19 protein-coding genes are annotated in these 21,157 nt (G+C 41.3%); 4 read left to right on the top strand and 15 right to left on the bottom strand.

Annotated features, from left to right (window positions below; translation table 11 throughout):
• Positions 1-275 precede the first annotated feature (275 nt).
• Together FD716_RS03680 and hemJ are read left to right on the top strand one after the other, a co-directional pair.
• Positions 276-1,511 (top strand): beta-ketoacyl synthase N-terminal-like domain-containing protein, encoded by a 1,236-nt coding sequence (locus FD716_RS03680; protein WP_139851010.1) that lies wholly within the window; start codon positions 276-278, stop codon positions 1,509-1,511.
• Between the two features lie 12 nt (positions 1,512-1,523).
• Positions 1,524-1,976, top strand: coding sequence for a protoporphyrinogen oxidase HemJ (hemJ, locus tag FD716_RS03675; RefSeq protein ID WP_139851009.1), 453 nt, complete (start codon positions 1,524-1,526; stop codon positions 1,974-1,976).
• Positions 1,977-2,078: 102 nt separating this feature from the next.
• Here the strand turns inward: hemJ and FD716_RS03670 are convergent, their stop codons facing one another.
• From FD716_RS03670 to FD716_RS03660, 3 genes are all read right to left on the bottom strand, one after another.
• Positions 2,079-3,389, bottom strand: a complete 1,311-nt coding sequence (locus FD716_RS03670; RefSeq protein WP_139851008.1) for an alpha/beta hydrolase family protein — start codon at positions 3,387-3,389, stop codon at positions 2,079-2,081.
• 292 nt (positions 3,390-3,681) lie between these two features.
• A complete protein-coding gene (locus FD716_RS03665; RefSeq protein ID WP_139851007.1) occupies positions 3,682-5,001 on the bottom strand; it encodes a CitMHS family transporter in 1,320 nt (439 codons plus the stop codon).
• 304 nt (positions 5,002-5,305) lie between these two features.
• Complete coding sequence (locus FD716_RS03660; RefSeq protein ID WP_139851006.1) at positions 5,306-5,959, bottom strand: HAD-IA family hydrolase; 654 nt, start codon at positions 5,957-5,959, stop codon at positions 5,306-5,308.
• A gap of 85 nt (positions 5,960-6,044) precedes the next feature.
• Here FD716_RS03660 and FD716_RS03655 point away from each other — a divergent pair, with 85 nt between their 5' ends.
• Positions 6,045-6,812, top strand: a complete 768-nt coding sequence (locus tag FD716_RS03655; protein ID WP_139851005.1) for a hydroxymethylpyrimidine/phosphomethylpyrimidine kinase — start codon at positions 6,045-6,047, stop codon at positions 6,810-6,812.
• A 20-nt stretch (positions 6,813-6,832) separates the two neighbouring features.
• On the opposite strand, the gene FD716_RS03650 is transcribed toward FD716_RS03655, so the two are convergent.
• The 7 genes from FD716_RS03650 to rpe all read right to left on the bottom strand — a co-directional run bounded on the left by FD716_RS03650 (position 6,833) and on the right by rpe (position 14,852).
• Complete coding sequence (locus tag FD716_RS03650) at positions 6,833-7,663, bottom strand: hypothetical protein (protein WP_139851004.1); 831 nt, start codon at positions 7,661-7,663, stop codon at positions 6,833-6,835.
• Between the two features lie 241 nt (positions 7,664-7,904).
• Complete coding sequence (locus tag FD716_RS03645; protein WP_139851003.1) at positions 7,905-9,626, bottom strand: thiamine pyrophosphate-dependent enzyme; 1,722 nt, start codon at positions 9,624-9,626, stop codon at positions 7,905-7,907.
• Between the two features lie 261 nt (positions 9,627-9,887).
• The gene (sugE, locus tag FD716_RS03640) at positions 9,888-10,205 is read right to left on the bottom strand and encodes a quaternary ammonium compound efflux SMR transporter SugE (protein WP_139851002.1); all 318 of its coding nucleotides are present in this window, start codon (positions 10,203-10,205) and stop codon (positions 9,888-9,890) included.
• Between the two features lie 230 nt (positions 10,206-10,435).
• Positions 10,436-11,197 (bottom strand): copper resistance protein B, encoded by a 762-nt coding sequence (locus FD716_RS03635; RefSeq protein ID WP_139851001.1) that lies wholly within the window; start codon positions 11,195-11,197, stop codon positions 10,436-10,438.
• A complete protein-coding gene (locus tag FD716_RS03630) occupies positions 11,184-13,319 on the bottom strand; it encodes a multicopper oxidase domain-containing protein (protein WP_139851000.1) in 2,136 nt (711 codons plus the stop codon). Before FD716_RS03630 ends, FD716_RS03635 begins: the two co-directional genes overlap by 14 nt.
• A 45-nt stretch (positions 13,320-13,364) precedes the next feature.
• A complete protein-coding gene (locus FD716_RS03625) occupies positions 13,365-13,736 on the bottom strand; it encodes a hypothetical protein (RefSeq protein ID WP_139850999.1) in 372 nt (123 codons plus the stop codon).
• A gap of 429 nt (positions 13,737-14,165) precedes the next feature.
• On the bottom strand, positions 14,166-14,852 hold the full coding sequence (gene rpe, locus FD716_RS03620; RefSeq protein ID WP_139850998.1) for a ribulose-phosphate 3-epimerase: 687 nt from the start codon (positions 14,850-14,852) through the stop codon (positions 14,166-14,168).
• A 249-nt stretch (positions 14,853-15,101) separates the two neighbouring features.
• Between rpe and FD716_RS03615 the strand changes: the two genes are divergently transcribed.
• Positions 15,102-15,380, top strand: a complete 279-nt coding sequence (locus tag FD716_RS03615) for a DUF2218 domain-containing protein (RefSeq protein WP_139850997.1) — start codon at positions 15,102-15,104, stop codon at positions 15,378-15,380.
• Positions 15,381-15,409: 29 nt separating this feature from the next.
• Here the strand turns inward: FD716_RS03615 and FD716_RS03610 are convergent, their stop codons facing one another.
• The 5 genes from FD716_RS03610 to FD716_RS03590 all read right to left on the bottom strand — a co-directional run bounded on the left by FD716_RS03610 (position 15,410) and on the right by FD716_RS03590 (position 21,150).
• Positions 15,410-16,465: a M48 family metallopeptidase gene (locus tag FD716_RS03610; protein ID WP_139850996.1), complete on the bottom strand. Its 1,056-nt coding sequence runs from the start codon at positions 16,463-16,465 to the stop codon at positions 15,410-15,412.
• A 76-nt stretch (positions 16,466-16,541) separates the two neighbouring features.
• On the bottom strand, positions 16,542-17,654 hold the full coding sequence (locus FD716_RS03605) for a YjgN family protein (RefSeq protein WP_139850995.1): 1,113 nt from the start codon (positions 17,652-17,654) through the stop codon (positions 16,542-16,544).
• A 353-nt stretch (positions 17,655-18,007) separates the two neighbouring features.
• On the bottom strand, positions 18,008-19,402 hold the full coding sequence (locus FD716_RS03600; RefSeq protein WP_139850994.1) for a C13 family peptidase: 1,395 nt from the start codon (positions 19,400-19,402) through the stop codon (positions 18,008-18,010).
• Positions 19,403-19,525: 123 nt separating this feature from the next.
• A complete protein-coding gene (locus tag FD716_RS03595; RefSeq protein ID WP_139850993.1) occupies positions 19,526-20,332 on the bottom strand; it encodes a class I SAM-dependent methyltransferase in 807 nt (268 codons plus the stop codon).
• Positions 20,326-21,150 (bottom strand): undecaprenyl-diphosphate phosphatase, encoded by an 825-nt coding sequence (locus FD716_RS03590; RefSeq protein WP_139850992.1) that lies wholly within the window; start codon positions 21,148-21,150, stop codon positions 20,326-20,328. Before FD716_RS03590 ends, FD716_RS03595 begins: the two co-directional genes overlap by 7 nt.
• Between the last annotated feature and the right edge of the window lie 7 nt (positions 21,151-21,157).

Genomic DNA, 21,157 nt, shown 5'->3' with positions numbered 1-21,157 from the left:
TACGGTAGATACCTATGCCTTTCAAGGAGAGCCAATACAAGCGTATTGTCTGAGTCTTAAAATCATGTTCCAAACCTAAACTTTGGAATCAAATCATCGAGAGATGAACGATCAATCTGTATGAATCAACAGTGTTTTAAGTTACTTTATAGATGTGATGCATCGCCAATTTCGCTGTACAATTACAATCTTTCTATATTTTTCGCCATTGCAGCAATAACCGAAACACGGTTAAATCAACTCCATTCTCTTCTATTCGATTTAAAGGACTTTGCATGACTCGTCGTGTTGTTATTACAGGTATGGGTATTAACTCGTGTATAGGAAATTCACTCGAAGATGTGACCCACGCTTTGCAAAACGGGATTTCTGGCACAAACCACAACCCAGTCTATGCTGAGCTCAATTTTAAAAGCCATGTCAGCGCAGCCGCAGAACAAGATTTCGATCATATTGACCGTAAAGTAAAACGTTTTATGGGCGTTTGTGCAATGTATGCCTATAACTCAGCATTGGCCGCTGTTGAACAAGCAGGCTTAACAACAGAACAACTTGCGGGTAATCCGCGTTATGGTATTGCAGGTGGTTCGGGTGGTAACTCAACTGCGTCTGTGGCCGAAATGATTAAGCTCCTCGAAGAAAAAGGTGCACGTAAAATTGGTCCATTCTTTGTGCCACGTAATATGTCAAATACCATTACTGCCAACCTTGGCGTTGCATTTAAATTGCAAGGTGTTGCTCACTCGATTACCAGTGCTTGTGCAACCTCTGCCGATGCGATTGGCTATGCGTATAACCTGATTCAATTGGGTAAACAAGACCTGATGCTTGCTGGTGGTGGTGAAGAAGATCACTGGTCGCAAAGCTTATTGTTTGATGCCATGGGTGCAATGTCGAGCAAATATAACGACACTCCTACCACTGCATCACGTCCGTACTCTGTTGACCGTGACGGCTTTGTCATTGCGGGTGGTGGTGGCTTCGTCGTACTCGAATCACTTGAACATGCCCAAGCACGTGGCGCCAACATTTTGGCTGAAGTCGTTGCTTATGCAGCAAATAGTGATGGTGCAGACATGGTTGCACCAAGCGGTGAAGGCGCAACACGTTGTGTGCTGATGGCTTTAGAAGAAGCCAAACAACATGGTGTGGATACGATTGATTATGTCAATACGCATGGTACTTCAACCCCAGCTGGTGACGTGACTGAACTTAAAGCCATGGAACGTGCATTTGGTGAAGGCAATGTTCCGCCCGTCAGTTCAACCAAGTCAATGACGGGTCATAGCTTGGGTGCGGCAGGCGTACAAGAAGCGATTTATTCTGTGCTCATGATGCAAAATGACTTTATTGCACCCAATATTAATGTCACAGAATTAGACGAAGGTGCCAAAGGATTTGATATCGTACTTGAAAAACGTGATACAAAACTGAATACTGTGATGAGTAACAGTTTCGGTTTTGGCGGTGTAAACGCCTGCCTAATTTTCAAGAAATGGGCTGATGCCTAAATAGGATCATTCATGGATGCACCTTCTGATGCTTTTTTGTGGGTAAAAGCATTACATATCATTGCTGTGGTTTGTTGGTTCGCTGCGTTATTTTACTTACCGCGTTTATTTGTTTATCACGCGATGAGTGACGATACCGTCAGCCACCAACGTTTTGAAGTTATGGAGCGTAAGCTCTACCGCGGCATTATGTGGCCTGCGATGATTGCAACCCTGATCACCGCGCACTACTTGGTCGATTGGGGTGATGCCACGCAACATTACCATGACGCTTTGTGGTTTTACCTCAAACTGGCTTTGGTTGGTCTCTTGGTGATTTATCATTTTGTTTGTGGTTATTACCGCAAAAAACTGATTGGAAATGCGCATTATAAATCACATAAGTTTTGGCGCTACTTTAATGAAATGCCAACGTTGATTTTGGTGGCCGTCATTATTTTGGTTGTGGTTAAACCGCAATTCTAAGCATCCTTGTTGTAAATAGCCCGTGCTGATGAGTTAGATTTAAATCAGCCATAAAAAATCCCGCTTTACATAGCGGGATTTTTTTATCAGCAACCGATCCGTTTATGAAGCGGGGTTTGGCATATGCTTTTTAATAAATGCCACGAGTTCTGCACGCTTCCAAACAATTGCTTGAGTATGCCCTGCATCTGGTACAGGCAATAAGGTAATGTCTTTATTCTCTGGACTCAGTTTTTTCAATCTATCAATCATCGCTGCCGTCACAGGATAAGGGACATTGGTATCTGCTACACCCTGAATTACTAAAATTGGTTTATCAATTTTCTTGGTGCCAGGTTGGCTGTGATTTTTCAAGAAATCCGTGACGACTGGATCAGTTTTCATGGCGACATCATTTACACCAGGAAATTCCATCACTTTTTTCCCAGAATTATTACCAAGATAAGTCAAAATATCTTGCTTAAACGACTGCTGCAATGGGCCTAAACATAAACCATCTTCACCCGCCGATTTGGCAGCAGAAGCCTGTGACTCTACGTTAAACATTTTTTTGTAGTCAAAATTTGGGTTATAAGCGGTAATCCCAGTACCCGCCATAGCTGCATAGCTGAGTAAAGTTGCATAAGTATCGACAGAAACCCTTTTATCGAAAGGAACACCTGCCGCTGCTTCTTTTGCATCAATATCGCCCAACGCGCCTGGTGCAACCTCAAGAATAATCGTACCTAAGCTTGATGCTGGTGCACCGGCAACCGCGCCTTTAAAGTTCGGATCCTTATTGGCATATTCAGCTGTTCCTAGCGAAGCCTGCCCACCTTGCGACTGGCCAACCGACATCCATGCACCCTGAACTTTGGCACCATAACCATCTTTAAATGCATTCACTGCATGAATTGCAGAAAGTGCTTCGCTCTTCAGGTTCAAATATGGGTGAATGCCCTTGCTACCGGAACCTTCATAGTCAGGTGCCACAACCACATAACCTTCTTTTAATAGCTCATCAAATAAACCTTTAGAGTTAGCTCCCAATGCTGTTCGGCTTTGCGCACACTGATCACCATTGCCTAGCGTGCCATGCTCCCACACCACCACACGCCAACCATCTTTTGGCATTGGGGTTTTAGGAATCATGATCAAGGCTGTTGCTTCTGCTTTTTTATCCAACACATTTGGCATGTAATAATGCATCACTTTGATAGATGCAGCACTATCTAAGCTATCCAGTGCGCTACCATCATCTTTTTGATAAAAAGACTCATTAATATAGTTCTTTGAATAATCGACAGGCTTGGATGGCTCTGGCTGGCTATTGTCATCCTTGTCATCATTACATGCAGCAAGTAATAACGAAGTCCCCATCAATGCAACCAGCATACTTTTTTTAAACATGCTTTTTTTAGCGAATATTGTCATTTTCATCCCTTTGACTTTAGTAAATCTCATCCGAAATCAAATATAAACATAGATTAAAATAAAACGCTATATATTCTTATTCACTTAAACTATGTTGATTATTCAAAGCATTTAATCCTCAATGCCTTGCTAGGCTAAGCAGAAGCCCAATACACTGCAAAAAGCCATACCCAATCTAAGAAGTGACTGGCACGTTCAAATCTAAAAAAAAGGCCTCCACGAAGGGAGGCACTTTTGTATTTACACAAGATCGAATAACGTTATAGCCGAGAGACTTTAATCTGTCCTTAGATTAATAAAGCTTCAGCAAAAAGCCAACCGCTAAAAGTGAAAAACTAAATAACCAGATCCAACCAAAAGAATAACGTAAGTGGCGCCCCATATCCGTTCCAGCCAAGCCCATTGCGAGCCATGTTGCTGGTGAAAAAGGACTCACAAAAGTACCCGCGTTATTCCCAATCGCCATTGCGTAAACTACGGACTCGACTGGTACGCCTGCGGTAGCAGTCACTTCATGAATAATAGGCAGTAGTGCAAAATAATATGCATCGGTGCTGGTAAATAAATCTAAAGGAACGCCAAGCATACCGACCATAATATGTAAGCTTCCAACCCAACCACTTGGTAAAATACGAATTAAATCGATAGCAATCGATTTCAACATTCCCGATTCTGACAAAATACCGAGAAATGCTCCTGCCGCAAAAATAATCGCCACCATACTTAAAGCTTGTGGTGCATGGCGACTAATCACCTCCATTTGCTGCTTCGGTTTAGGAAAATTAATCACCAAAACCAACGATAGTGCAATCATAAAGACATACGGCGCAGAAAATAATCCAAAGGCCAAGGCAATAACAGCAATGACCACTAAGCCAAGATTAACCCAAAGATACTTTGGTTTAATCTCTTCCGAATCATCATCAAAACAATCATCCGCTAAATCTGTGGCCATACAATCCAATTCAAATGGTGTGGTGCCATTTAACCGTGCAACTGCAATGCGTCTTTGCTCACGCATACCAAATATGACGGCAAAACCCGCCATAATCATCACCCCAAAGATTTGTACAGGAATAAGGCTCTGCCATAAAACCGAAGCATCGATACCCGTGACCGCTGCTGAACGTCCAAGTGGCCCACCCCATGGCACCATATTCATAACGCCCATACTTCCTGCCATTAACAGCAGCATGAGATAAGGGCTCATCCCCAATTTACGATAGAGCGGCAGTAACGCTGGAATAATAATCAGGAACGTTGCCGCACCAGAGCCATCTAAATGTACAACTGCAGCAATCAATGTGGTCATGACCGCAACAACAATGACATTTCCTCGGGTCATACGTACCATGGTTTTGATCATCGGATCAAAAACGCGTAATTCTTTTAAAATACTAAAAAATAAAATTGCAAATAAGAACATCGTTGCAACTTTACTCACTTTCATCAAACCTGCTTCGAAGAATGTTGAAATTTCACTTATTGAAAATCCAGCAATCAATGCCCCAATCAATGGGATAATCGACATCGAAACAATTGGACTAGTTTTACCAGTCATGAGTAAAGTCACAATCGTGACAATAATTAAAATCCCAATCAGTGTTAACATACATTACTCTTTTGAATATGCGCTTATTTATTAATGAGAAAATGCGCTAAGTCCATTATTAAAAATGAAGAATTACAGTCCTAATTTCGAATAATATATTTGCCACTAAATTGTGCAATACATCAATAAATTAACGAAAAATGATACTTAAATATTTTTCTATATTTTTCAATTGGCTATGCCGCTATTATCAAATAAAACACTTAATAAATATTACAAAAAATAACTAATTTTTTAAGCAAAAAAAAACAATTGGAAATCCCCCTCTCCAATTGTTCTTTTAAGACTATCTAACGGTTAAAAGTTAAGTCTGCTGCAAAAGTTGCAGTAATGCTGAAAATGTCCCAATACGATATTTCGGTTGTGCATGATCTAACTCCGCTGCACGACCATACCCATATTCAACCGCAACAGTTTCAATCTGATTGCAACGTGCACCCAAAATATCATGTTCGCGATCGCCCACCATCAAGCACTCAGCTGGATCGAGTTGCTCTTGTTCCAAAATATAACGGATTAATTCACCTTTATTGGTGCGTACTCCAGACAACTCACTGCCATAAGCTTGATTAAAGTATTGTACTAAATCGAAGTGAATTAAGATTTTTTCTGCATAAATAATCGGTTTGGCGGTGGCCAAATACAAACGATAGCCTTGTTGCTGTAGCGCTGCTAAAGTTTCAGCGACATCATCAAATACTTCATTTTCATACAGTCCAATACTCGCAAAACGTTCGCGATAGCCCAATAAGGCTTGCTCCGCAAGATCATCATCGGCGGCTACATTTAACAATTTAGCCAATGATGCTTTTAAAGGTGGACCAATAATCCAGTCAATATTTTCAGTTTCATCAATCGGATGCCCAACTTTATTGAGGCCATAACGTGCGCAAGTGGTAATCCCAACTTTAGGATCAGTTAAAGTGCCATCAAGGTCGATCAGAAGATTTTTAATCACAAGCAGTTCCACATAGGCCAAGACACTCGAGTATTGAGAAAAATTTGCCTATACTAAGGTTATTCAATGAATTAAGGATATCACGGTGCGCCCAACTGTACTTTGCTTTTCTGGTCTAGATCCTTCTGGTGGTGCAGGTATTCAAGCCGATATCGAATCGATCGGTTGCAGTGGTGCACATGCAGCCATTGCCTGTACGGCTCTCACCATTCAAAACTCACAGCAAGTCTTTGGTTTTGAAGCAACTTCAAGAGAGTTATTGCTCGCACAAGCCAATGCCGTGGTCAATGATCTCCCGATTCGCTGTATTAAATCGGGCATGCTCGGCACTACAGACAATATCGCAGCTTTGGTTGAGTTTTTACAAGAACATCCAGATTATCAATATGTTTTAGATCCAGTTTTGGTCGCCAATAGCGGTGGCTCATTGGGTAACTTAGAAACATTAGTTCAGGCCTTTCAAGCTCTGCTTCCATTGGCAACGCTGATTACTCCAAATACCGTTGAATTGCGTGCATTAGCTGCAGAAGATGATTTGGAATTGGCGACCCAAAAGTTATTCAAACTGGGTGCAAAGGCAATTTTGGTTAAAGGTGGTCATGAAGATACCCCAGATCACATTCGTAATGCACTCTACATTAATGGTGAATTAGTGGCCGAATCACGTTGTCCTCGCCTAGAGGGTGAATACCATGGTTCAGGTTGCTCCCTTGCAAGTTTTATTGCAGGTCGGTTAGCCCAAGGTGATGAACTCAAACATGCCGTGCAACATGCCGAAACTTGGTTATTTGGTGTATTGCAACATGCTGAAACACCAATAGAAAATGGCCAAAAAATACCAAAACGCTTTTAAAATCGCGGCCTTCTCTCCCGTTATGAGTGAAATTGAGTCACGTTATCCACTTGTTGTTTTAATGGTAATGGTTGAGATCGATGTTGTGAAGAAACTGACTCAATCCGAGCAACGAGTTCGGTAAAATTGTGCTGTGCTGCATGCTGTATCAGATTATGATCGTCATATTGTGATACGGTGGCATCAGCCAATTGATAATATTCTTTAAATTGTTGTTGTTTGCTGTTTTGAATATGTACTGATAATTGAGATAAAATACTTTTTGACCAATCCTCTTTTTTTACTTCTTTTTTAAACTTCTGTAAATGTTGATATTTTATCATTGAAAGAAGCAGACCCGCGGTAAAAACACCCAATCCAAGCCTCCATAAAATTAATCCGGCCAGAACTGAAGCGATCCCCCAGAGCAATATCCATTTCCCCCAAACTCGCAGGAGTTTAATCTGCTGCGTTTCCACATGTATGGCGTGCTCAAGGTTTTTCGGCATCACACCAGTAAACTGTTGACGTTCCATAATCCATGCTTGAATTTCTAAACGTTCCGATATTTTTAATTGACGAGAGCTCGATTCTATTTTACTAATATAAAAATCATCGAGTTGCTCATTTCCCTGTAAATAACGCGTATGATAAGTTTGACCTTGCCGATTGGTGAGCTGAATATAAATAAACTCATTCTTTGCACGTGCTAACCAATAATAAAATGAATTTCTTTGCTGGGTATTCATCTGTGCAACGAAAATATTCAACGGTGGTAAATCAGGATGTAATGTAAGTTTAGATTCATATGCTTTGAGCATTTGATTTTTAAACTGCTCCATTTCAATTGCAAAACTCTGTGCAAGATACATATCACTCCCTCTTCATAAAATTCTTATTTTAAACTTCCAACACCAACCAATATCACACAAACAAATTAATTCACTTTTATTATCATATATATAAATATAATTTTTTAAATATATAAATCAGGGTTGTTATGCAAGACAAGTCACAATGATAAGAATTAATGTGAGATAGAACACCTTGTTTTACAAAAAAATGCGACACCTTAAGCGGTATCGCATCACCTTATTTAGTTTAATCTGTAGACTATTTCATGAAGTTATTCACAAAAAGATCTTTTACTTCATCGATACGTCCAGCAAACACTGCTTTGGCTGCATAAAGTGAGGTTGAAGCGACTTGACTTAGATTTGGATCTGGTGGAAAAACCAATTCCATCGGGTTGGTATGGACATTCAATAAGGCAGGACCCTCATGTTTTAGAAAGGCTTGTACGGCTTCTTCCAGACCTTCACCTCGCGTTAGGGTTTTCCCTTTTAAGCCAATAACCTGAGCAATAAGACCAAAATCAGGGTTAACTAAATCGGTATAGTTATCCAATAAGCCTTCAACTTTTTGTTCTAACTCAACAAAATTTAGCGAGCTGTTATTCAACACCACTATTTTGATTGGGAGCTTTTCTTGAATGATGGTTAGTAGATCTCCCATCAGCATTGCCAAGCCACCATCGCCACAAATCGCAATCACCTGTCGATTAGGAAAAGCTTTTTGAATTCCTAAAGCTTGCGGCATCGCGTTGGCCATAGTGCCATGAACGAGGCTGGTCAAGGTTCGACGATGTCCATTCACTTGAATATGGCGTAAAATCCACACCATTGCTGAGCCAGCATCTCCCGTAAAGAAAGCATCATTATCCGCATATTGACTCAGTAGCGAGACCAAATACTGGGGATGAATCAGTCCCTCCTTACCAACACGTTCTTCTTTAAGACGCTCAGCATCACTGACTTGTTTTAAACTTAAACATTCATCTAAATAATCAGCTTCAGTTTTGTTCTCTAACAATGGCATTAAGGCTTCAATCGTTGGTGCAATATCCCCCACGGCTCCGAACTCAATCGGATGACGACGACCGAGATGGGTCGCATCAATATCGATCTGAATAATTTTGGCATGCTTCGGATAATACTGTGCCCAAGCAAAGTGAGTGCCGAGTAACAATAACACCTCACAGTTTTGAATCGCATGTAAGCCTGCTTTATTGCCAAACATCCCATTCATGCCCATCACGTTGGGATTGTTATATTCAATAAAGTCTTTGGCTCTAGAGGTATAAACCACTGGTGCTTTGAGTTTTTCAGCCAAATGAACCACTTGATCGTGTGCATGTTCACAGCCCACCCCAGCATAAATCGTGATATTTTCAGCATCGTTCAATAGCGATTTAATTTGATGTAATTCTTCAATTGCAGGAATGGTCTGTGGTTTGGCCCGATGTACCTGAAAATTATAGCCATCTGGGGTTAATTGTTGACTGATATTGCTTGGCATAATCACCACTGCAACACCACGTTTACTGATTGCAGCTTGGCAAGCTGAAACCATCACATGACGTGCCTGACTGGCATCGAGTATTTCTTCACAAAAGACGGAGCAATTCTTATAAATACTTTTAAAATCCACATATTGCGGAAAGTCAAAAAATCCCGTTTGATCCGTGGCTAACTGACTTGCAATGAGAACCACAGGAGAACGATTACGATGTGACTCATATAAGCCATTAATAAAATGCAAACTTCCTGGACCACAAGAGCCTGCACAGGCAGTCAATTGACCACTCATCATGGCATCTGCACCGGCAGCGAAAGCACCGACCTCTTCATGTCGAACATGTACCCAAGCAATTGAACTTTTTGAAATTGAATCTGTAAAATGATTGAGGGTATCACCAACTACACCATAACAATGTTTGACACCCGCTTGTTCTAATACATCCACCATAATGTCGGATACTTTATTGGTCTTCATTTTATTATCCTGTTCTTTATTTCACACGTTTGATTGCTATACCGTCGATCAATTTCATCGTGCTGATAAAATCTATAAGCGGAATAACAGCTTATTTTTATATTGGTTGAGGTTGTGGCGTGGGAACATAACCACTCTGTACTTTTTTGTAATCTAAGTTAATAGTTTTATTTATTATTGTTAGTTTATTAAAGATGTAAATATATATTTTTTATACTTCAACCTAAGATCAATTGAGCATTGACCTTAGGTCAGCCCAAATTAAGATGAAGAAACTTTCATCAGCACCAAACCAGAAATAATCAATACTGCCGCCAACATACGCATCGCAGAAGCAGGCTCACCCAAAATAAAAATACCGACTAGAAAAGAACCGACTGCGCCAATCCCCGTCCAAATGGTATATGCCGTCCCCAAAGGTAAGGTTTTCATTGCATAGGCCAACAATGCAAAACTTAAAATCATAAACACCAAAGTCACAATACTCGGTGTAATACGAGTAAAACCTTCTGAAACTTTCATGGAATAGGCCCATACAATTTCAAAAAGGCCAGCCAATATAAGATAAATCCAAGCCATTCGACCTGCACTCCATTGTGAGTGTCAGGTCGTCCTGACAAAATTTCCAAGTTTGGGGGAGGCCGTCCTCCGCATCATCTCGATAAAATATCGTAAATGCCCCACACCTTCTATAAAGGTACGAGTCATTAGCGCCTATTGTACAATGAAAAAGCCGAATATCATCGAGTAGACAATATTCGGCTCAGTTTTTCAGGCATGCAATCTCACATTTGCATCCCCTTAACCGTTTAGAACTTTAAGCGTAATCCTGCCCCATATAGCCAAGACTTCTCGCTCGATGAAGCTGTTTGCCATGCCGTTTCAGCGTTACCGCGATCATATTGATAAGATACATCGATAAATGGCATAAATTTCCGCGTGATCTCATAGCGTGTTTCGATGCCAGCTGCAACATGACTAATACCCGTCTCTTTGGCATATTTAGATTCGTCACTCAACACAACATCTAAGGCCAGATAAGGTTGCACAATCAGTTTTTGCGTCACTAAAAAATCACGCTCTGTTTCGACACTTAAAGAAAGCTGTTCATCTGCCCCTGCATAAACATAGGCTTCTGTTTCAAAATAATAAGGCACCAATCCATAGAGGCCAAGTACCGCATCATATTGCTGTTTGTCTGCAGTTTGGCTTTTGTCATAACGATAGCGCACACCAGCTTGTACATCCCAGAAATCTGAAATATTACGGCTATATAAAGCTGAAACATTATAGTTTGCATCATGCGATTCGGCTTTTTCAGCATGACCGGTCAAAAATAATTTATTTTCATCGGTGCCAATCCACGTTTCCCATTTCGACTGTAGTGCGCCATCACCCTCTTCATTGCGCACCCATTTCGACTCAAGTTTGGTCGCTTGGTAAATCTGCCCACCATGATCTTTTGCATGTTCTGCATGATCAAAACCATTTTCCTCAGCGAGACTTTGCTGAGAAATCAACAGTAAAGCAACGCTCAAACCAGATAAAACCCAACGATTAATGATGTGCATGAGCTGCTCCTTGTGACGTTGTCGGAAGCGTTGCCGCTGCAGGTTTGCTTAACGTTTCATCTACTTGAGCAACAATCAGTTTACTCATCATTCCTGCGCTCATGTGATAGAGCAAATGGCAATGAATCGCCCATTCACCAATCTCATCTGCGGTCAGCAAGGCCGTTACCGTTTTCCCAGGTGGCACAATAAGCGTATGTTTATTGGGTTGATCAGCAATACTTTGCCCATTTTCTAATTGCATAAACATGCCATGCAAATGCATTGGATGCGCCATCATGCTGTCATTAATGAACTTCACACGAATTCGCTCGCCATATTTAACTTGTAGCGGTTCAACTTCGGTAAATTTCTTTCCATTAATCGTCCAAATATAGCGCTCCATGCTGCCACCTAAACGAACCTCAAGTTCACGTTCTGCTGGGCGGGTATCTTTTTGTGGAGTTAACGACTTTAAATCACTGTATTGCAGCGCTTTATGACCAATAGGAGTAGACGCATTGGCCCAACCATAGACAGGTGCATCTGAGGTTGATGTTAGCTGAGTCGCAGGTTGATGTTCGTGCGCTGTTGCTGCCGTTGTTTTTGCCTGCGGTGCTGACTGCATCTGGCTTTGGTTCATTTGTGAATGATCCATCATTTTCGGATCCATCTTAGAATGGTCCATGCCCTTCTGCTGCATTCCAGTATGGTTCATCGTTGCACCACTCATCTGACTGTGGTCCATTTGCGAGTGATCCATTTGTGAATGATCCATCATTTTCGGATCCATCTTAGAATGATCCATGCCCTTCTGCTGCATTCCAGCATGGTTCATCATCGCACCACTCATCTGACTGTGGTCCATTTGCGAGTGGTCCATTTTTGAATGATCCATCATTTTCGGATCCATCTTAGAATGGTCCATGCTCTTCTGCTGCATTCCAGCATGGTTCATCATCGCACCACTCATCTGACTGTGGTCCATTTGCGAGTGATCCATCATTTTCGGATCCATCTTAGCATGGTCCATTCCAGCATGATCTCCCCCACCATGCCCCATATCTTCCATGGTCAAAACTGCGCGAGGTCGTGCAGTCGGCATTTTAATCGCAGTATCTTGTGCAACTTGTTGATTATGCAAGGTTGCAATAGCAAAGCCTGTCCGATCAATCGATTCAGCTTCGATCTGATAATGGTCAAGTTTTGGCTCTACGATCACATCATAAGTTTCGGCAGTTCCAATCCGAAACTCATCAACTGTCACAGGTTGTACAGGTTGACCATCAGCTGCAATCACGGTCATTTTTAAATTTGGGATAGTGACATCATAAAAAGACATGGCTGAGGCATTAATAAAGCGCAAACGTACTTTCTCATTGGGTTTAAACATGCCCGTCCAATTTTGCTGTGGCGTTTTACCATTCACGAGAAAAGTATAACCCGTTACATCCGACATATCGGTTCTGGCCATGCGCATGACATTCCACATCTTTCGATCTTGCCAAGTTGCTTTCACACCATCACGCTGCGCTTGCTTGAATACATCAGAAATCGTTTCACGTTGAATCTGATAATATTCAGCAGATTTTTTCAAATTTTTCATGATCTGATCACTGGTCGACTCATGAAAATCAGACAGCATCACCACATAATCTTGTTGTGCTTGCTCATGCTCCACCAACGGTTTTTTCCCTTTGGGATAAATCACCAAGGAACCATAGAGGCCATCTTGTTCTTGCCCTTTAGAATGTGCGTGATACCAATAAGTGCCGTTTTGACGTACTTTAAAGCGATAAACAAATTCGGTTTGTGGCTTAATTCCATAAAACTGATTAAAACCTGGCACACCATCCATTAGCCCAGGCAACAATAGTCCATGCCAATGAATAGACGAATCTTGGTTTTTTAATTTATTTTTCACATAAATAACAGCATCATCGCCTTCTTCAAACTCAAGCAATGGTGCAGGAAACTGACCGTTTACGGTGATGCGTTTTAAGGGCTTACCGGTAACATTGACGGTATTTTCATCAATTGTCAGATGATACTCACGTACAGCGGCATAGCCCCATGATGATGTGAAGACGCATATTCCCAACAATAGGGCGTGTTTAATTGATTTTTTATAAAATGTAGACATAACTTAACCTTTGAATTTAAAAAATAAAATGTTTTTAAATAAAGATTAAGCTCTAGGAGGACGTAAGATTTCTTGCCAAAAACCAGCCAAATGTTGTGCTTGATAAGCAATCAGCTGATTATTCGAAGTTTCAACGGAACGCAGCAAAGACAGAGGGATTAACTCAGGGCTGAGCCATACAAACAATGATTGGCAAAAAGAAATGCTACAGTCTGGACAATGCTGCATGGTCGCCGGTGCGGCATCGACCAAATGGCAACTCGACGCCTGACGATCAAGCGAGTCCTGTACGGCATCAAGCTGTGCCATTTCCGCACAATGCGGATCAGACATTTTCGCAACCGCCTGATGATCATGTACTTGTGCAGCCGTACTGACTGAGGCGATATGGGAGGTCGAACTCAAAGCATTAGACATGCCGCTCCATCCAATGACAAAAGTCATTAGACAGATAAACCATGTCTGCTTAAGAAATTGAGTGACCAAAACCATCTACCAAATAATGTTTGATGAATAAACTATTCTACGATGATAGTTAAGTTTTGAGGAATTAACAACCATGCTCTGCCAATTCATTACATTTGTAGCGGATCGCATGACTGCTGTGACTGATTAAGTGGGTGCTAAAATCTGGCAGGTGCTTATATTTCCAACGATGCTTGTAGGCACCATTGGCGTCACTTTTAATAAGTCACTATGCTGATTATAAATGCCTGTTAATCATCCGATTTATCTATACCCAGCTTATCCATATGGTTATAAACACAGTTACCCACACAGTTATCTGCAAAGTTATCCACAACCCTTGTGCAATAAAGTCTCGCTTGATCGCACTTCATCACAATCTCAAACTGCAGCAGTGCCAACCTTCGCAAGCTCTGCACGCATTTGATCGATCACAGCTTTATAATCTGGTTGGCTAAAAATAGCCGAACCTGCAACAAACATATCCGCACCTGCTTCAGCAATTTCACGAATATTTGCAGGGCCAACACCACCATCAACTTCCAAGCGAATATCCCGACCTGATGCCTCAATCATTTTTCGAGCTTGGCGTAATTTATCTAAAGTACCAGGAATAAATTTCTGACCGCCAAAACCAGGGTTGACACTCATAATCAAAATTTGATCAACTTTATCAAGCACATATTCAAGATGATGCAAAGATGTTGCTGGATTAAAAACCAAACCTGCTTTAGCACCGCCCGCTTTGATCAATTGCAAAGAGCGATCAATATGGTGGCTCGCTTCAGGATGAAAGGTAATAATATCTGCGCCTGCATCAAGGAAATCACCAATCAAGCGATCAACTGGTGTCACCATTAAATGCACATCAATCGGTGCTTGAATGCCATATTTTTTGAGTGCCGTACAAATACCAGCGCCAAAGGTTAAGTTAGGTACATAGTGATTATCCATCACATCAAAATGGACAACATCTGCGCCTGCTGCAAGTACGTTATCGACATCTTCACCTAGACGGGCAAAATCTGCAGATAAAATAGAGGGTGCAATAAGAAATGGCGATGACATAAGCGACCTAGCGGCTGATTTACGGAGGGCTAGATTATAACAAATTACTGCGCAAATGGCGCATAAACCCTATGCTTTAACCGCGTGATTTTAAAGATCAAAACAATAGCGTTATTGCCGCAAGGTTGATTTCTTGCCAAAACCACTGCCCAAAGAGAAGAAAACAGAAATACAGTGTTGCACTTCAATGACACCATTTAACTAAAGCTTTGTTATATTAAAGAAATTCTAAATTTCAGAGAAGTTTATATGATCTGTACCACACAAATTCCAACACTCGAAGCACAACGCATTGCGAAACGACTGTTTAATCATTGGAAACATAAATTTGAAGTCCAAGAACAAGCCGATAGCTTACACATCATCATGCCAGATGCAGCTTTGGCACTGATTCCACAGGCCGAACAGCTTGATGTAAAACTTGAAACACAACGTGAAGATTATGCTGTTTTAGAAAAAGTCATCATTGACCATTTGGATCGTATGGCACAGCAGCAATTTGAAGTTGAATGGCAACATCAGCCTTAATCAGCCCTCAGTTGAATCATAAGCTTCGTTTATGGTTGCTTTTTCACATGATCCTTGGACTGCTGAGCTGCTTCGAAATCATGAACCATTTGAATTCGCTCTGCAGTCGCAGGGTGACTCGATAAGGCGCGTAGCAATTCGAACTTGCTCGGTGCCTCTTCCTGGGTTTCCTCACTTAAACGTTCAAGAAAATTAGCAAAATGCGTGACTTCAATCTTTTGACGTTGCATCAATTCAAGTGCATAGTGATCTGCTTCTTTTTCAAACTGACGTGAATAGCTAGCACCTGCCAAAGCCACTGGCAACGTGGTAAATAAATCCGAACTGTCACCAGTAATCGCAATATATAGCACGCTAAATCCTAAGCTCGAAATGGCTTGTTGCAAGCTATGCCGTTTGATTAAATGGCCTTGTTCATGCGCCAACACCCCTAGAATCTCTTGATCACTATGTGCAAGTTCAACCAATTCATCCGTCACAATAATCGTGTGATTCGGTAGTGCCAAAGCATTTGCCCCTAACTCCCCCCCTTCACGAAATACCAATTTAGCGGGTTGCCCTTGCGCAATCTGCTGAATATATTGACGACGAATCTGTTGTTGCTGATTTTCAGGAAGTTCTGAGGGCTTAGTCAATTTCAGCACATAGCTTTCAGCTTGATCACCCAATTGATTTAAGCTGTTTTCAGGAAGTTGATAGGCGATTACATTGGATGCAAGCGGAATACCCCACTTCAGCACGGAAGCTGCCACAGCCATAACCACAATAACACTAAACAAAATCAACAGTGGTGTGCGTTCCAATTGCCATATTTTTTGTTGAAACTTCTGATGCTTTAACTGCAACCAATCTGGAATGTCATGTTGCAACAGTTCTATACGTGCATCATTTTTCAGCTCTATAACGGGAAACTTCCCACCTAAAGCGCCAATAAATGTCATCTGATCATGAGCAAAGCGTTGGCTTTTTTTCTGCCCAGCATCTTGATATTGCAGCATAATATGCGATGAATCGACCGCCATCAGTCGGGCTTGGTGTGGCTTGGAAACCACACCATCATAAAAGGTCACGGTGATCGATTGCATCTTGAGTTTTATCCTGCCTTAACCAAGCAATTGAAATTGAATGCCACGACGAAATTGGGCCGATCTGCTCACACAATTAAAGTGAAATATCCAAATCAAAGATATCACTGATTTCCTCACCAATCGCACTTGGATCAGATTGCAGCTGATTCATCATTTGATCAAGATCATCATTCAGCAGTAACGACAAAGATTCAACCTGATATTTATAAATCCGAATCGCAGCCCACGGGCTCATCAAACCTAGACTAATAATTTTAACCAGCCAATTTGATACCACAATCCAAGCAAAACGCCATTGATTACAATCCGTTTTAAATTGGCTATTGCCCAGTTGCATATTGTTCCACGTCGTAATAAAAATACGTGCTTGAATCAATGGTGCAATAAAAAAGATCACCAAAATATATAGCCCAACGACGATACTCATAATCGTACTCGGCAAAAATTCAGTACTGGAGAGAAAGAAAGCGTAGGTTATGATTGTCACAACCACAACGACGCCAATGAAAATAACAATGGGTAGATAAACTGCCGCCATATAATCCGACCAGTCGCTTTTGAGTTTAAAGCGAATCTGCCCAATATAGAGGTGATCAAAAATATAACGTTTATATAGCCAAATCATGACCGGTGCAAATAAACCCAGCGTGGCGACGGTGATTAATAATCCGAGTAGAAATTGGAGATACGCCTGCTTGGTACTGCCTTCAAAATAAAAGCGACTGTTGCTATATTTACTGTTACGTGCGGTAAAGCGAATTGTGGCACGTAATAACCATGGCAGAGCCAAATAAATAGCCAACGTCCCAAATGCTGCAACACGCATTTCTAATTGTGCAGCAATCGCAAAAGCAACCCAAATCCCTATCGCAATCAACCGACCAATTAAAATCTTGCTGGGGAGTCCAGTAAAATCAAAACTACGCTGAAAAAATTCACTGTGCTGATAAAAGTAACGCAAGCGCCTCACTTTAGCCCACGGCGAATAAAAGCTTAAAGTCACAATGGTTAATAAAATATTAACAAACCATATGCCAAAATATTCTGCCGCTTTGCCATGAAATTGAAAGCGATAGACTTCCCCAAAATATGCAGGCTGATCAGCATTCGGCTGAGCTTGTGGTGGTAATGCGGGTGGCTGGGTTAAATCATTAGGAAGATTAGGCATTGCATCATGTTCTTGCATTATTAACTCTTATTATCTATTTGGCACTAAAAAAGTTTTAGCGCACTAAAGCTAACGATATGAAAAAATTGATCGAAACCAAAACTCGATCAAAGTGCCATGATAACGCACTTCACCCAGTGGCTATTATTTTTATTTCTAAAATGATGTTACAACATCGGCATTAAAATAAAGTACCGATGCTTAATACGATAATGCACCTGCAGATCGATATTTTAAAATGAGGCTTAATCAAGCTATATTTCGCCTTATTTGGCAATAAAGCTTTGCACATTATACGTTAAATCAGTGCGCCAGTATAAAGCAGCAAGCTTTTCAGCCACCCCATGATTTCTTATACAATAACATCATGATTAAAGGGTTTTATTCATTGTTTCCTGCACGGGTTGGTTCTTTGGAAATAAATGTTGTTCAAGTTGTGGCAACATTAACTCCATATTTTTACCAATCACCCACTGTGGTTCTGATGGCTCAAAACCTTGTGCACTTTCCCATTGTGCTACGGTGCTGGCCGCTTGTTGAAACGACGCTTTTAAAGTGCTTTGCTCACGCATTGCCTGATCAAAAAAAGCACGCCCAAAATAAGTGTAATCAGCTTCACTCGAACAACCAAAGGATGCACGGTCTGCAGAAGATGCAGTAATAATCAAAGTATCCGGTGATTGTAAAGCGGGGACAAAACTACCTGAGTAACAAGCTGAAATTACAATGACTTTCCAACGTGCACCCGATTTATCCAAGGCTTCACGCAACCATTTCGGATCAATATTATCGAGGTCAATCGGATCATTGCTGAGTTCAAATTCATTGGCCAAACCATGTGAGGTCATATAGAGAAACAGTACATCACTTTCACGATTCATCTGCTGCCCAACACGTGACAATGCCATTTGCAAACTGGTTTTAGAGGCAATGGGGACCGTGGTTAAGGTCTCAGGATTATTAATCAGTCCAATAGAATGTCCGAATGTGGCAAAACGCGTGTCGAACTGTTCTTTAATCCGTTCAATTTCGAGTTTAAATACATCTTGATAACCCGCACCGGCTAAACCGACAAAATACCATTGGGTCTGTGCAAGCTCACCAAACTGAATTTGTTCTAAGGCTTTTGTCAGCAGTTGGCTTTGTGCATAAAAGGCTTGTTCAGATAAACTCGGCTCTGTTTCAATCATTTTCCAAATCGGTTGATCACGCGCACTGGTTTGCCAAACCACTAAAGTAAATAAAGTCGCGAGTATAATAAGCGCTCTTTCCCACCACGGCCATTTTAATTCACGTGCAAAAACCACCACCACTGCGAGACTTTGCCAAACAAAAAGCACCATAAAAATAATGGGCAAATAGTCATATACAAAAAAAGGCAGCCAATCCAACATCAATAGATATTGGATAATCGACTGTAAAATTGCGATATTGGTATCTAAGACCAACCATAATAATGCTGGGACCAACATAATCCGCGCATTTTCGGTTCGCTGTGAAAGGAAAATCCCAACAATCAACGCAAGAAATGGCCAAAGTGCATAACTCACCAAGCCTTGCTGATTAAATATTCCATTGGTCCCTGTTGATAACCAACTAAATAAGGTATTCGCACCACCACCTAATATCCCCCAAAAAATAAGTTGGGTAATTGAAGGTCGAACGATTTGTAATGATTTTCGAGACCCCAAAAATAACCACAATGCTGCACGGAGGTTACTTTTTAAATCATGCCAAAAATTAATTGAGGGTTTAAGGTCTATCATAAAATTTCAGTTAAGGCTCGTGGCTTAAATCAACATCGTTAGCGTCTAATAATAAAATTTAACGATACCTTTTTCACTATATATCACTTTTCTATTAAAGCATGGTTCATTTAACAATTTGAATCATTCCAGCACTTTAAAATAAGCATCAAAGCGACAAGCATCGCCAGACCATTGATGATCTGGTTGTTGTTCCGCTAAAAATACCGCCAACCGTGGGCGTTTTACCACCACACGCTTTGCAATATTTCGTGCAAGTGGCAGTAAACCATCACCTAAATCCATTTCGCCATGTTCTGGCAGCAAGCGATGTAATAACTGCATTTGCTTTTTAACTTGCGCTTGTTTTTTAGCACTGTGTTGATCTCGTTGTGGAAACATTGGATCCAAATAGACCACATCTGTCCATGCTTGCGCTTCATGCCGTTGCTTTAGATAATCTGCTGCATCAGCATAGACCAATTCAATTCGTGCAACCGTTTCAGCCAAATTCAGATCACTCTGGACCTGTGCTTTCGCGTCTTCTAGCAAACTAAACAAAATAGGATGACGTTCAACTAGCGTGACATGAGCACCGAGATGTGCCATGAGTAGGCCATCATGCCCCAAGCCAGCCGTTGCATCAATTAAGCTTGGTTTTTCTGTTAAATGACAAGCACGTGCTAACATCTCTGACTTAAGACTAGCCCGTTTTAACCGTGGGATTTCAGCTTGCCAATCAGGACGCATCTTCATGCCATCCGCAGATAACCAAAGCCCCTGCTCATCCACACATAAAGCCAGTTCTGGGTTTAAGCGTAAAAAACGAGCATTTAACTGTTCAATTTCGACCAGCGTAACATCAACACCGCGTTGACCAAGCACCGCCTGATAAGACAGTGCTTTATCGTGATCAGCTGCTCCAGTAAATAAGCGAATTTCGCTTACCATAATTTCCAACCTGTCAGCACAAATAAGAGAATAATCAGACCTGAAGCAATGCGATACCACGCAAAGATCATGAAGTCACGTTTCGCAACATAAGCGACCAATACACGAATCAGAATTAAAGCCGAAATAAAAGAAACCAACGTACCAAAGCCGAGTACCCACCAATCCAATCGCGTATCAAAAACATGATAGCTTTGATAGAGGTCGAGTACGCCTGCGCCAACAATAACTGGAATCCCAAGAAAGAAGGAAAACTCCGTTGCTGCTTTACGCGATACACCCAAAGTCATTGCACCAATAATGGTTGCACCTGAACGAGACATGCCCGGAATCAGTGCAAGCACTTGAATCAAGCCAATATAGAACGCTTCTTTTATCGAAATCTGCTCGACTTCAACCGCATTAATCTTAGGCGGATGCTTTTCAACCCACCAAATAATTAGTCCACCAACAATCAAACCTAATGCGACCGAGATATCATTGAACAATAGTTCTTTGACTTTTTGCCCATAGGTCAGTCCCACAATCATGATTGGGATCGATGCCAAGATCAAACTGATCCCCAAGTGACGGCCTTTTTTCTCACCGGTTACAAGTCCAGTTGCAGCTCCCCAGAGCTTGCCCCAATACTCATATATCACTGCGGCAATCGCACCAACTTGAATCGCGATGACAAATACATCACTTTTTTCTTTGGTCCAGAAGTTCATGAGTTCTGAAGCTAGAATTAAATGACCAGTACTTGAAATAGGTAAAAATTCTGTAACGCCTTCGACAATCCCCATGATTGCGGCTTTAAGAAACAGTATAAGATCCATGTGTCTT

It is taken from the genome of Acinetobacter pullicarnis, from assembly GCF_006352475.1.
GTDB lineage: Bacteria > Pseudomonadota > Gammaproteobacteria > Pseudomonadales > Moraxellaceae > Acinetobacter > Acinetobacter pullicarnis.
This window is presented reverse-complemented; position numbering and strand designations above follow the sequence as displayed.